Raw genomic sequence first — 12,702 nt, forward strand, 5'->3', positions numbered from 1 at the left:
GCATGGCGACCTGTCCCGCGGGGCATTCCTCGGCCGACGACGAATACTGCGACGTCTGCGGCGCCCGCATGACCGGCGCCCCGGCACCGGCCGGATCGGCTCCCTCGGCGCTCCCCGCACGACCGGCCACCGGCGGCGGCAGCAGCGGCGGCGGCGGCGAGGACGGCGAGCCATGCCCGGACTGCGGCACCCCCCGCAGCGGCCGGTTCTGCGAGGAGTGCGGCTACGACTTCTCCACCGGCGGAGGCCGCCCGTCCCGCCGTCCTCCCGCCACCGCGCACCTGGCCGGAGCGGGATCGCACGGCCACCCGGGCGGGGCCACGGCCGGGAACGCGATGAGCGCCGGGACCGCGGAATCGGCCGGCGGACCCCGACCGGCCGGCGGGCCGGCTCGGTCCGTTGGCCAGGCCGGGTACGCGGCTCCGGCCGCCCCGGCGGCCCAGGCAGAGCAGGCAGGTCGAGCCGACCGGACGGGATCAGCCGGAAGGAGCGGGCACGGCCCGGTACCGGCCACCGGCTGGACCGCCGTGATCAACGCGGACGCGGCCTACTACGAGGCGGTGCGCGCCCAGGAAGGGCCCGATGTGGCCGTCCTCGCGTTCCCCCCGTACTGCCCGGAACGCCGGGTCGCCCTGACGGGGCGGCACGTCCGCATCGGGCGGCGCAGCGTGTCGCAGGGCACGGTGCCCGAGATCGATCTGAGCGCGCCGCCGGAGGATCCGGGGGTCTCGCACACCCACGCGGTGCTGATCGCCCGGCCGGACGGCGGCTGGTCGCTGGTCGACCCGGGCTCCACCAACGGCACCACCGTCAACGGAGGTGCCGACCCCATCGCGGTGAACACCGAGATACCACTGGCGGACGGCGATCGGATCCACGTCGGCGCCTGGACCACCATCACGGTGCGGAGAATGCCATGACCATGACGGCCCGCCCCACGCCCCCGGCCACGAACACGTCCACGCACCCGGCCCCGGCCGCCCGACCGGCCACGGCGGCCGCCCCCGGCGTACCGTCGCGCGGACCGGACTCCACACCGGCCAGGCTGCTCCGGACGCTGCGGCTGCGCACGCTGCCGGGGCGCATCCGCGCGGCGGCCCTGGCCGCGATACTCGCGGTCGCCGCGCTGTTCGCGGTCACCGGCTCGGCCATCGGCGACGCCCGGGACGGCCTGCGGGTCATCGGGCACGGCGCCGGTCCCCAGGTGGTCGCCACCGGCGATCTCTACTTCTCCCTCAGCGACATGGACGCCCAGCTGGCCAACGTGCTGCTCATCGGCCGGGAACAGAACCTGGGCGTCGGGCGGGCCCAGGCGCTGGCCGTCTACGAGCAGCGCCGGGCCCAGGCCGACCGGGCGACACTGCAGGCCTCCGAGCTGGCGGGCCGGGATCCGTCCGGGCAGCGCACGGTGCAGGCGGTGCTCGACGGGCTGGGCCGCTACGAACGGCTCGCCTCCCAGGCCCTGCTCCTCGACGAACAGGCGGGCCACGCGGCCGGACCGCCCCCGCAGCAGGTCATCGATCTGCACCGCCGGGCGACCGACCTGATGAAGCTCGACCTGCTCCCGAAGGCCTACAACCTGACCCTGGACAACGGGACGATCGTGCGCCGGACCTACGAGGCCAAGCGCTCGTCGGTGCTGGACGGACGGCTGTGGGTGATCGTCACCGGGCTGCTGGTGATCGCGCTGCTCCTCGGCCTGCAGATCTTCCTCAGCCGGCGGTTCCGCCGGCTGGTCAACCCCGCGCTCGCACTGGCGACGCTGGTCACCCTGGTGCTGGTGGTGATGAGCGTCGGGCTGCTCTCGGCGGAGGCCGGGCACCTGCGCAAGGCGAAGCAGGACGGGTTCGACTCGATCCTCGCGCTGTCCCGGGCGCGGGCGATCAGCAACAGCCTCAACGCCGACGAGAGCCGCTACCTGCTCGACCCCGGCCGGGCCGACACCTACGAGCAGGTCTATCTCGACAAGTCCCAGTCGATCCTCTACGTCCCCGCCACCAACCTCGACACCTATCAGACCGGGATGAACACGAGTCTCACCGCCTTCCGCGCGAACCGCGCCGTGGGGTTCCTCGGCTTCTACGGCGCGGAGGCGCGGCACCTCACCGGCGGGCGCCAGGGAGCGGCGGTCGACGACGTGCTCACCGCCTACCAGCGGTTCCAGCAGGACGACGTCCGGCTGCGGGGGCTGCTCGGCGGCAACCGGCAGCGCGAGGCGATCGAGGTCCGGATGGGACGCACGCCGGGCTCCTCCATCCACGACTTCGACGACTACGACCGGGCGCTGGTCTCGCTGATCGGCATCCACCAGAACACCTTCGACACCGCCATCCGGGCCGGCGACGACGCGCTGGGCGGATGGAACTGGCTGCTTCCGGGCGCGGCCGTCCTGATCGCCGCGCTGGTCCTCGCGGGGGTCCGTCCGCGTCTGTCAGAATTTCGGTGAGGGAGCTCCCATGAAGCTGATGATGCGAGCCCGCGGAACATCCGTGCCCTCCCGGGTGCGGCCACGGGCGCTGCTGGCGGTGCTGTTGCCGGCACTGACCCTGACGGCCTGCGGGGTCGGTGGCAGATCGACGTCGGTCGCCGGCAAGGACACGCTGGTCATCGGGGTCAAGGCGGACCAGCCGGGCCTGGGCCTGAAGAAGCCCGGCGGCACGTTCGAGGGCTTCGACGTGGACGTCGCGAAGTACGTCGCCAAGAGGCTCGGCGCCCGGCACGTCACGTTCCAGGGCATCACGTCGGCGCAGCGCGAGGCGTTCCTGCGGGAGGGCAAGGTCGACCTGATCTTCGCGACGTACTCGATCACCCCGGAACGCAAGACCAAGGTCGCCTTCGCCGGGCCGTACTACGTCGCCCACCAGGACACCCTGGTCCGCAGCACGGACTCCGCCATCAGGAACGTCCGGGATCTGAAGGGCCGCAAGCTCTGCCAGGTGGCCGGGTCCAACTCCTGGAAGCGGGTCACCGAGGAGCGGAAGATAGCGGCCGGGCTGGTCCCCGCCGCGTCGTACAGCCAGTGCGTCGGCGACCTCGTCTCCGGCTCCGTCGACGCCGTCTCCACCGACGACCTGATCCTGGCCGGATTCGCCGGCCAGCGGGGCCAGGCCGTCAAGCTGGTCAACGCGCCGATCTCCGACGAGAAGTACGGCGTCGGGATCAAGCAGGGCGACGTGCGGGGCTGCGAGGAGATCAACAAGGCCGTCACCGAGTTCTACCTCGACGGCACCGCCGCGTCCCTGCTCCGCAAGTGGTTCGGGTCCACCGGCCTCAGCGTCACCACCACCGTCCCGCAGTTCGAAGGCTGCGGCTGACCCCCCGCTCCCGCATCCGTACCGCTCCCCGCACCCCGTTCCCGCGCACCCGCCGACACCATCTCCGCCGTGATCATGCAATCAATCGTCCAACGATCGCATGATCACGGCGGTGTTGTGCTCCGGGGCCGGGCTCGTCCGGCGGGGGCATCGCGACGGTCAGTGGGCGCCCACGACGGCGCGGACCTTCATGGCGTGCTGGACCAGGGTGATCAGGACGTTCTTGCAGGACTCCTTGTCGCGCGCGTCGCAGAGCACGACCGGAACCTTCGTGCCCAGGTTGAGGGCGAGCTGCACCTCGTCGAGGTCGTACGACGGCGCGCCCTCGAAGCAGTTGACCGCGACGATGAACGGGGTGCCGTTGCGCTCGAAGTAGTCCACCGACGGGAAGCAGTCGGCCAGCCGCCGGGTGTCGGCGAGCACCACCGCGCCGAGCGAGCCGAGGGCCACCTCGTCCCACATGAACCAGAACCGTTCCTGCCCGGGCGTACCGAACAGGTAGAGCACGAACTCCTCCCGGATGGTGATCCGGCCGAAGTCCATGGCGACGGTGGTGGTCCGCTTGGTCTCCACTCCGGAGACGTCGTCGACGCCCACCCCCTGGTCGGTGAGAATCTCCTCGGTGCGCAGCGGCGCGGTCTCGGAGACCGAGCCGACCAGCGTGGTCTTACCGGCTCCGAAGCCGCCGGCGATCAGGATCTTGATCGCGGTCGGCAGTCTCCTAGAGCGCACGTAGTCCATCAATGACCGCCTCGTACATCCGCAGATCCTGCATATTGATCTCTGGTTCGGGCTCCTGCACCGTGACGAAGCCCTTGTCGCGCACGTCGCCGACCAGCACCCGGATGGTCCCGGCCGGCAGGTCCAGGTGACCTGCGATCTCCGCCACCGACAGCGGCTCCTGGCAGAGCCGGACGATGGCGAGATGCTCGGGACCGAGCCCGATCTGCGCCTGCGGGGCGGGCCCGGTGGCCACCACGATCGTGATCAGGTCGAACTTGCCGCGTGCCGGCTGGGCCCGGCCGCTCGTCATCACGTACGGCCGGACGACCGGTCCGGCGTGCTCGTCGAGCCAGCGCTCGTCGCCGGTGCTCATGAGGCCGAGGCTTCCGCTGTGCGCGACGGCGAGCTGAGGTGCCGGCCGACGCTGGCGACGAGCACGGCCATCTCGTACGCGATCAGGCCCACATCGGCCTCGTCGGTGCTCAGCACCGCCAGGCACGCGCCCTGCCCGGCCACGGTCACCAGCAGGAACGCCGACTTCATCTCGATGATCGTCTGCCGCACGCCGCCCCCGCCGAAGCGATCGCCGGCACCGCGGGCAAGGCTCTGGATACCGGCGGCTATGGCGGACAGATGCTCGGCGTCGTCCTGGCCGAACCCCTTGGACGCGGCCATGAGCAGGCCGTCGGCGGAGAGGACGATGGCGTGCTCCGCCTCCTTCACCCGTTCGACCAGGTCGTCCAGCAGCCAGGTCAGGTCAACGGAATTCGATGCCACGCGTTGTCCTTCCTCTGCGTCGTATGGCCGGTCATGCCGAAGGTCGGTCATCGTTCGCTGTGTCGTCCGGTGCCGCGTCCAGGTCGCCCGCCTCGAACCTGCCGCGCAGCGTGCCGCGCTGGTAGGACCCGACGATCCTGCGGATCTCCTCCGGCGAACGGCCGGGGTCCTCGTCGTCGGGACGGCTCTCGGCCGCCGGCTTGCCGTTGCGCAGCGGCGGGGCGAGGCTGGCCTGCGGTACCCGGAACGGCAGGCCGGACGGAGTGTGCGACAGCTCGGGTACGGGCCGGGGATCCTCCGGCTCGGGCAGCACGTTCTCGGTGATGGCAGGCTCCGGTTCGGTCCGCGGTGGGAGTGCGGGTTCGAGTGCGGGCACGGCGGCGACGGGCGGCGCGGCCACCGCCTCGGCCGGTGCGCCCGGGGCACCGACGGTGGCCGGTACGGGGGCTTCGGCCTCGTCGAGCACCAGCTCACGGGGGATCAGGACGACGGCGGTGGTGCCGCCGTAGGCGGAACGCTTCAGCTCCACCCGGATTCCGTACCGCTCGGCCAGCCGGCTCACCACGAACAGGCCGAGGTGGACCGAGCTCGACGGGTGGAAGTCGGGCGGGTCGCTGGCCCGCTGGTTGATGGCGGCCAGATCCTCGTCGGTCATGCCGAGACCGCGGTCCTCGACCTCGATGGCGAAGCCGCTGGCGGCCATGTGCCCGCCGACCTGGACCTCGGTGTACGGCGGGGAGAAGGAGACCGCGTTCTCGATCAGCTCGGCCAGCAGGTGGGTGACGTCACCGACGGCCCGGCCGGTCAGCGCGACCGGGCCGAACGGCAGCACGGTGACCCGCGTGTAGTCCTCGACCTCGGCCACTGCCGCCCGCACCACGTCGACCATCGCGACGGATCGCCGCCAGCCACGGGCGGGGGTCGCGCCGGACAGCACGATGAGGTTCTCCGCGTTGCGCCGCATCCGGGTGGCCAGGTGGTCGACGCGGAACAGGTCCTCCAGCTCGGTGGCGTCGATCTCGCGCCGCTCCATCGTGTCCAGCATCGTGAGCTGCCGGTGCACGAGTCCCTGCGTACGGCGGGCGAGGCTGAGCAGCGTGTCGCGGAAGCCCCGGCGCAGCTCGGCCTGCTCCACCGCGACCCGGATGGCCGTCTGCTGGACCGCGTTGAACGCCTCTCCCACCTGCCCGATCGCGTCGGAACCGAAGGACAGCGGGGGCGCCTCCGCCGCGACGTCCACGCTCTCGCCGCGCCCGAGCCGCTCGACCACGCCGGGCAGCCGTTCGTTGGCCAGCTCCCACGCGGCGACCCGGAGCCGCTCAAGCTGCCGGATGAGCGCCCGCGCGGTGGTGATCGACAGCACGATCGACGCGATGACCGCGACCAGGCCGAGACCGGCGGCCAGCACCAACCGGGCGATGACGCCGATGGCGATCGGCTGGGCACGGTCCACCAGGCGTGCGCCCGCGGTCTTCACCACCTGCCGGGTGTCCGCCAGGGCCGGGTCCGCCGCGTTCTGCCACTGCGCGGCGCTGAGCGGCGGGACGGCGCCGTCCCTGCCGCGCTTCACCACCGTGTCCTCCAGCGCCCGCAGCCGGGTGAACGCCGGACTGCCGGTCAGCTGCGCCAGCGCCGCGGGGTCGGCGTCCTGCAGGTCCGCGGCCGCGTGCGCCTGGCTGTAGCGCTGCGCCCCGACCAGCTGGACGAACTGCGTGTGCTCGGCGGGCCCGAACCGCCTGGCGGCGAGCACGCCGGACAGCAGGGCGTCCTCCTGGGAGAGGATCTCACCCGCCTGGTTCACCTTGATGAGCGTCCGGGTGTCCTGGGCGAAGGACTTGTCGTCCAGCGTGGCCAGCGAGTCGTAGATGCGGAAGATGGCGTCGATGGCCTGGGTGTAGGCCACCCCGGCCTGGCCACGGTCCTCGGCACCGGAGTCGATCGCCTGCCGGGTGGCGTCGAGGGCCCGCAAGCGGCCGGCGGCCGTGTTGAGCCGCTGCTTGAGCGTCTTGCTGGCGGCCCGCTGGACACCGCTGCCCCGTACCCGGTCCTCCAGCACGGTCCTGGCCTTGTCGGTGCGCACGCGCTGGGCGTCCAGCTCCGCCCGCCGCTGCCAGCCCTGGCTGCCCAGGTTGATCATGGACAGCCGCCGCTCGGCCTGCAGCTCGGTGACCAGTGCGTTGCTCGGCTGGCCGACACCCTTGTCGAGGCTGGCGACCCAGAGCAGGTTCACGCCCTCCCGCACGGTGACCCACGCCGCGAACGCCCACAGGGCGGCGAGTGAGAGGAGAAGAGCCGCGACCTTGGTCCGCAGCTGGGAGTTGCGGAAGCGCATGAGATCCCGCCCAAACAAATTTGTGGAGAGCCTCGCGGGCCATTTCAAGGGGGAGCCGGCCACTGAGCGCTCTATGCCATGGGGCGCGGTGCGATGAATGATCGTTCCGCGATGAGTGGAACCATAGCAACGTGTACAAAGCCACTCAAGGTGAATCACTGACAACGGACAAAGTGTCCTATTTGCGACATATATCCACTAGTATCTCAATTTACCGCACGGCAACACGGGTCAGATGGATCGCGCCAAGTACGGTTGCGTGAACAATTGCCGTCGGCAGGTACAGATCCTTGTCGTGCCACATCGCGGGGCCGTGCGCGGCGGAGCCGGCCAGCAGATGGGCGCCGGCCCGCGCGACGGCCTGGTCGCAGGGTACGGCTCCGGTGAGCAGCAGGATCTGCACTGCGTAGGCGGTCTCCTCCGCCGTGCCCTCCCACAGGCCCCAGGACCCGTCCGCCCGCTGGCCGGTCAGCAGCCACTGCGCGGCGTGCCGTACCGAGGCCTGTGATTCCGCGCCGCCGAAGCGGTGCAGGGCGAGGGCCGCGCAGGCGGTCGCGTAGTACGGCGAGGCGTGCCACCTGTCGAGCCAGCTCCCGTCCGGGCGCTGCTGCTCGCGCAGCCAGGTCGCCAGCCGGCCCATGGTCGCGGTGTAGCGGGGGGCCGCGCCGGGGAACTCCGCCGCGTACTGCCCGAACGCCTCCAGCACGTGCGCGTTGGTGCTGACCGAACGGCCGTCCTCCCCGGGCCAGGTGCAGAAGTGGGTCTCGGTCTCGAAGGCCCACAGCATGTCCGGCTCGTGCGGGGCGCCCAGCAGGGCCAGCGCGTACAGCGCTCCCGCGGTGGTGTCGGCGTCGGCGGGAAGCCCGGCGGCGGCGGGCGTGCCGCCCCGGCCGAGGCCGGCCTGCAGGCTCCGGACCAGCTGCGCCGGCACGGTGATCGGCAGTCCCGCCCGGATCAGGGTGCTCACCACCCACGCGCGTTCGAACACGGTGATGGGCAGACCGCACGGCACCGGGCCGCGGTGCGGCCGCGCGGCCGCCTCCAGATAGTGCCGGGCCGGATGTGCGGGCTCCGGCGGCTCACGCCCGCCGAGCCAGGCGGCGGTGGCCGCCGGCGAGGCGCCGATGGTGCCCGTCACCTCGGGTCCGATCGCCGGGAGGCCGTGCGCGGTGTCCCCCGCGATCTCCAGTGCGTGCATGAGCTTCTCCGGCACCTCGAACCCGGCGCCCAGCGCGGCGCGGATCGCGGCGAGGGTCCGGACCCCCGCGCCCGCGGGGGTGGGCAGGCGCCCGCCGGGCAGCCGGACATCGCCCCCCGGGGTGGGGTCGGCATATCGGAAGGGATCGCCGAGGGCGGGGTCCGCCAGGGAGGGATCGGCGTCCAGATGCTCGTTGATCAGCGTGATCAGCGAGGGGATGATCAGCTCGACCGCCGGCATGTCGGGCAGCGGCGGGCCGACGCCGTCGCCGAGCCAGCGGGCCAGCGCGCCCAGTCCGTCGCGGGCCGCCCGCAGCTGGGCGGGATCCGGGACCTCTGCGCCCCGGACCGCGGACAGCAGCGCCTCGGTGGCGCTCAGCGTCGGGACCAGGGCGTAGCCGCCGTCCGGCGGGCCCCAGCCGCCGTCCGGCCGCTGGGTCGCGATCAGGAAGGCCACCCGGTCGGCGTGCCCGGTCAGCCAGGGGGCCAGCGTGACCAGCCGGCCGGTCTCGTACACCGAGGCGGACACCTGTCCCCAGGGCTCCTCGAGCAGGCCGTCCAGCAGCCGCTGAGCCGCCTGTGAGACATCCAGCTCGACCCGATCGTCGATCGTCACGCAGCGCCCCAGAAATCGGTGACCCCGTAGAAGCCCACGCAGAAGTCCATCTGGCGTTCCATGTAGCGCGCCAGCCGCAGATCGTCGCCGCGCAGCCGGCCGGTCAGCTCCCGGAAGCCGGCGGCGAGCTCGGTGATCCGCCGGTCGACCTCATCACGGCCGACACCGAGCATCAGTGCGTTGAGGTCGCCCCACTTCACGTCCCGCTCGTAGGTGCCGAGGTCGTTGAGCAGGCGGATGACGCGCTGGGCCTCCCGGCTCGCGGCCCGTACGCCCTCCAGATCGTCCGGCGGCGCCGTCGTGGTGAAGATCCAGTGCGACGCGAACACGAATGAGAAGCCCAGGTTGTCGGCGTTGCCGAGGTACTCCTCGAAGGCCGGCCGGTCACCGGTCTTCCACTCCCACTCCAGCGCCATCGCCTCGAGCATCCGGCTGAGCTCGTCCCGCCAGACCTCCCGCAGCGCCGGGAACGACGGCGCGGACGACAGCTCGTCGCGGATGTCGGCGAGAAACCGGGCGAGGTCGTCCCCTTCGGCCGGGGCGCCGCCGTCCGCGACGGCCAGGCACCGCCGCGCGAGGTCCGCCACCTCCTCCCGCGACGTCGCCGCGTAGTCGACGAGCCAGTCCAGCGCGAAGCACCACAGGCACGCCTTGTTGGCCATCCGCAACTGGCCCGCGGTGTACCAGGGGCCGCTGAAGGCCGCGGCGAGGGCGAGGGTGCTGTACAGCGCCGGGTCGAAGGCCTCGGCGCCGAACAGCCGGGGATAGGCGGCGGCCCACTCCCGCATCTCGCGCTGGGCCTGGCCCGCCACCGCGCAGATCGTCCCCGACTCCCGCGCCCCTACGGCCTCCGCTCCGCCCGGCCCCCGCACGACGGCCGGCGACTCATCCATCGGCACGTTCCAGGATCATTTCCAGCCTCCTGCTCGGATGCAGCGCCGCTCGCGGTCTGGGCCGGACCGGCTCCGATCCGATCAGGCGGGGACGGTACCGGCTCAGCAGCGCGGCGACGATCAGCTGTGCCTCCGCGGTGAACAGATGACTGCCCAGGCAGGTGTGCGGGCCCGCGCCGAACGGCAGGTAGGAGAAGCCCTGTCCCTTCTGGCGCCCGGACGCGAGGCGGCCGGGGTCGAAACGCCCGGGATCGAAGTCGTGCGGGCGCTCCCAGAAGTCCGCCAGCCGGTGCATCAGGTAAGGGCTGATCAGTACGGTGCTCCCACCCTTGATCGCCACGCCGCCGACCGTGTCGGACCCGGCGGCGGTCCGCGGGATGATCCAGCCGGCGGGATAGAGCCGGATCAGTTCCTGCAGGACCATCTTGGTATAGGTCAGCCGCGGCAGGTGGCCGGCTTCCACGGGACCCGCGCCGACCACCTCGCCGACCTCGCCGGTGAGCCTGGCCGCCACGTCGGGATGGGACTCCAGCAGCACCCACAGCCAGGTGAGCGACAGCGCCGTGGTCTCGGTCGCCGCCGCGAACGACGCGATCACGTCGTCGCGGATCTGCCGGTCGTCCAGTTCCCCGGCCCGGCACAGCACCGAGACGACGTCGTCACGGCCCTCGGCGGCGCTCGCCCGGCGCTCCCGGATGAGCGGGAGCAGGATCGCGTCGACCGTCCGCTGCGCACGCCGGTAGGCCCGGTCTCCGGGCATCGGGCACCAGTGCGGGACGAACGGGAGCAGCATCCGGGCGCCGAGGCCCCCGAGGTGGTCGTCGACCGCGGTGCCGAGCATTTCGGTCTGCCGCATCGAGATGCCGTCCCCCAGGAAGACCCGCCGGAACACGCGGTGCACGACACGGGTCATCTCGTCCTGGACGTCGAGGGGACGGCCGCTCGCGGCGTACGGATCGAGGTCGTCGTCGAGGGACTGGGTGATCGCCTCCACCATGGCGTCGGTGAGCCGGGTGACGCTCCTCGCGGAGAACATCGGCCGGAACAGAGACCGCCGGCTCTCCCAGACCGGCCCCTCGCCGGCCAGGCCGTTCCCGATGAGGCGGCGCATGGGCCGCCACATCATGCCCTCGCGCAGATAGTTCGCGGAATTGTCCCGGAAAACATGCTGCACATGATCCGGGTGGGTGGCGATATACAGCCGGAAGAGCCCGATATTCAGCTGCACCATATCGCCGCCGGATTTTCGCCCGATCTCTTCGATCTGCTTCAGCGGATCTCGAATGAAACCGGTCAGTGTACTGCCGAGCGGATAGCGCCGAATTCTCCGAGGTTGGCTGATCGAAATGTCTGCGGGCATGACTGACGGCCCCTCGTTGAGCTGTCGGCGACGTGACGTACGTCCGCGCATGGAGTGCCGTCCCGGGGTCGAGTGGCACCCATTCTCCGGTGTTGCCTATGGGGAGTATCACATGATCAACTTCTGGGAACAAGATTCTTCACTGTGCAGTTTGAGGCGAAATGGGTATGATTTACATCACCCTCACCGTGGAGATATCACTCTTCTGTGATGGATCAATGACCCAGCGGAGTCGACCACGGAGCGTGCTCGTTCCGGCACGATGCACATACCTCGCGCCCGATGCCCCTCTTCCGCAGAATTCGAATTCACCATGATTCTTGCGATGTTGAGGTTTCAACGGCAACGGATACCGGTAATTCTCATCTCGGAGATCTTCATGTCACTTGGCAGGAACGGACCGTCATGACGCTTGGCTGCCCGCACCTTCAGAGCGCCGAAAAGAATGCGGACGAAACCCTGTCGCGATGCTGGGAATTGGTCGAGCCGGTACTCCGGGATACGGTCGGCCGACTACGCCCCTGGACCGGCCGGATGGCATTGTTCTCCTTCGGCTGGGCCGAGCCGGACGGCAGCCCGCGCAATGCGCGGGAAGCCCCGCGGGGCGGCACACGCGGAGGCAAGGGCCTGCGGCCGGCGCTCGCGGTGCTCTGCGCGGAAGGGGCGGGCGGATCGGCGGCGGACGCCGTCCCGGGGGCGGTCGCGGTCGAGCTCGTGCACGCCTTCTCACTCGTGCACGACGACATCATGGACGGTGACGAGTGGCGCCGGCACCGCCAGACCGTGTGGAAGGCCTACGGGGTCGGCCCGGCGGTCCTGGCCGGGGACGCGCTGCTCGCCCTGGGCATGGACACCCTCGTCCATGCCCCGCCGGACCACGCCGGGGCCGCGGTCCGGCGGTTCTCCGCGGCCCTGGTGGAGCTGGTGCGCGGCCAGTCCGAGGACGTGGCCTTCGAGGACCGGCCATGGACCGGCTCCCGGGCGGTGACCGTCGAGGAGTACTGCGCCATGGCGGCCGGCAAGACAGGTGCGCTGCTGGCCTGTGCCGCGGCCGTCGGCGCGCTGCTCGGCGGCGGGCCGCCCGCCCTGGCGGAGCAGATGATGCGGCTCGGGCGGCATCTGGGCCTGGCCTACCAGGCGGTGGACGACCTGCTCGGCATCTGGGGGGACCCCGAGGTCACCGGCAAGCCGGTCTTCAACGACCTGCGCCGGGGGAAGAAGAGCCTTCCGGTCGTCGCGGCGCTCGCCCAGGGCGCGGATCCGGCGCTGCTGGCCGCGCGTCCGCAGGACGAGGAGACGCTGCGCCGGTCGGCACAGGTGATCGAGGCCGCGGGAGGCCGGACCTTCGCCCGGCGGTACGCCGAGGGGCAGCTGGACCAGGCCATGACCATCATCGGCACGGCCGGCCTGACCGGACCCGCGGCCCGGGAACTCGGCGTGCTCGCCCGCTCCTTCGTCGACCGGGTTCGCTGACGCCGTGCCCCAGATAT

12 protein-coding genes are annotated in these 12,702 nt (G+C 71.5%); 5 read left to right on the forward strand and 7 right to left on the reverse strand.

Features of this window, described 5'->3' with window-relative positions:
• The first annotated feature begins 2 nt into the window (after nt 1-2).
• The 3 genes from ACRYCC_RS36100 to ACRYCC_RS36110 are packed head-to-tail and all read left to right on the forward strand — an operon-like array spanning nt 3 to nt 3,314.
• The gene (locus ACRYCC_RS36100) at nt 3-920 is read left to right on the forward strand and encodes an FHA domain-containing protein (RefSeq protein ID WP_433818493.1); all 918 of its coding nucleotides are present in this window, start codon (nt 3-5) and stop codon (nt 918-920) included.
• Entirely contained in the window at nt 917-2,446 is a 1,530-nt protein-coding gene (locus ACRYCC_RS36105; RefSeq protein WP_433818494.1) for a GlnX family signal transduction membrane protein, read from the forward strand. Before ACRYCC_RS36100 ends, ACRYCC_RS36105 begins: the two co-directional genes overlap by 4 nt.
• 19 nt (nt 2,447-2,465) lie before the next feature.
• Complete coding sequence (locus tag ACRYCC_RS36110; RefSeq protein ID WP_490885259.1) at nt 2,466-3,314, forward strand: glutamate ABC transporter substrate-binding protein; 849 nt, start codon at nt 2,466-2,468, stop codon at nt 3,312-3,314.
• A 159-nt stretch (nt 3,315-3,473) separates the two neighbouring features.
• On the opposite strand, the gene ACRYCC_RS36115 is transcribed toward ACRYCC_RS36110, so the two are convergent.
• The 7 genes from ACRYCC_RS36115 to ACRYCC_RS36145 all read right to left on the reverse strand — a co-directional run bounded on the left by ACRYCC_RS36115 (nt 3,474) and on the right by ACRYCC_RS36145 (nt 11,083).
• Nucleotides 3,474-4,055, reverse strand: coding sequence for a GTP-binding protein (locus ACRYCC_RS36115; RefSeq protein WP_433818496.1), 582 nt, complete (start codon nt 4,053-4,055; stop codon nt 3,474-3,476).
• The gene (locus tag ACRYCC_RS36120) at nt 4,036-4,410 is read right to left on the reverse strand and encodes a DUF742 domain-containing protein (RefSeq protein ID WP_433818498.1); all 375 of its coding nucleotides are present in this window, start codon (nt 4,408-4,410) and stop codon (nt 4,036-4,038) included. The genes ACRYCC_RS36115 and ACRYCC_RS36120 overlap by 20 nt, the downstream gene beginning before the upstream one ends.
• Nucleotides 4,407-4,814, reverse strand: coding sequence for a roadblock/LC7 domain-containing protein (locus tag ACRYCC_RS36125; RefSeq protein ID WP_433818499.1), 408 nt, complete (start codon nt 4,812-4,814; stop codon nt 4,407-4,409). The genes ACRYCC_RS36120 and ACRYCC_RS36125 overlap by 4 nt, the downstream gene beginning before the upstream one ends.
• A 31-nt stretch (nt 4,815-4,845) precedes the next feature.
• Nucleotides 4,846-7,146: a sensor histidine kinase gene (locus tag ACRYCC_RS36130; RefSeq protein ID WP_433818501.1), complete on the reverse strand. Its 2,301-nt coding sequence runs from the start codon at nt 7,144-7,146 to the stop codon at nt 4,846-4,848.
• A gap of 211 nt (nt 7,147-7,357) precedes the next feature.
• Nucleotides 7,358-8,959, reverse strand: coding sequence for a prenyltransferase/squalene oxidase repeat-containing protein (locus ACRYCC_RS36135; protein WP_433818502.1), 1,602 nt, complete (start codon nt 8,957-8,959; stop codon nt 7,358-7,360).
• Nucleotides 8,956-9,852 (reverse strand): terpene synthase family protein, encoded by an 897-nt coding sequence (locus ACRYCC_RS36140; protein ID WP_433818503.1) that lies wholly within the window; start codon nt 9,850-9,852, stop codon nt 8,956-8,958. Before ACRYCC_RS36140 ends, ACRYCC_RS36135 begins: the two co-directional genes overlap by 4 nt.
• Nucleotides 9,845-11,083 carry a cytochrome P450 gene (locus tag ACRYCC_RS36145; RefSeq protein ID WP_433818504.1) on the reverse strand — a complete coding sequence of 413 codons (1,239 nt, stop codon included), beginning with the start codon at nt 11,081-11,083 and terminating at the stop codon, nt 9,845-9,847. Before ACRYCC_RS36145 ends, ACRYCC_RS36140 begins: the two co-directional genes overlap by 8 nt.
• On the opposite strand from ACRYCC_RS36145, the gene ACRYCC_RS36150 reads away from it, so the two are divergent.
• Together ACRYCC_RS36150 and ACRYCC_RS36155 are read left to right on the forward strand one after the other, a co-directional pair.
• Entirely contained in the window at nt 11,018-11,218 is a 201-nt protein-coding gene (locus tag ACRYCC_RS36150) for a hypothetical protein (RefSeq protein WP_433818872.1), read from the forward strand. The two genes, ACRYCC_RS36145 and ACRYCC_RS36150, sit on opposite strands and share 66 nt — an antisense overlap.
• Nucleotides 11,219-11,746: 528 nt before the next feature.
• Complete coding sequence (locus ACRYCC_RS36155; protein WP_433818505.1) at nt 11,747-12,685, forward strand: polyprenyl synthetase family protein; 939 nt, start codon at nt 11,747-11,749, stop codon at nt 12,683-12,685.
• Nucleotides 12,686-12,702: the final 17 nt, after the last annotated feature.

Origin of the sequence: Actinomadura scrupuli (assembly GCF_050971785.1) — a bacterium.
GTDB lineage: Bacteria > Actinomycetota > Actinomycetes > Streptosporangiales > Streptosporangiaceae > Actinomadura_E > Actinomadura_E scrupuli.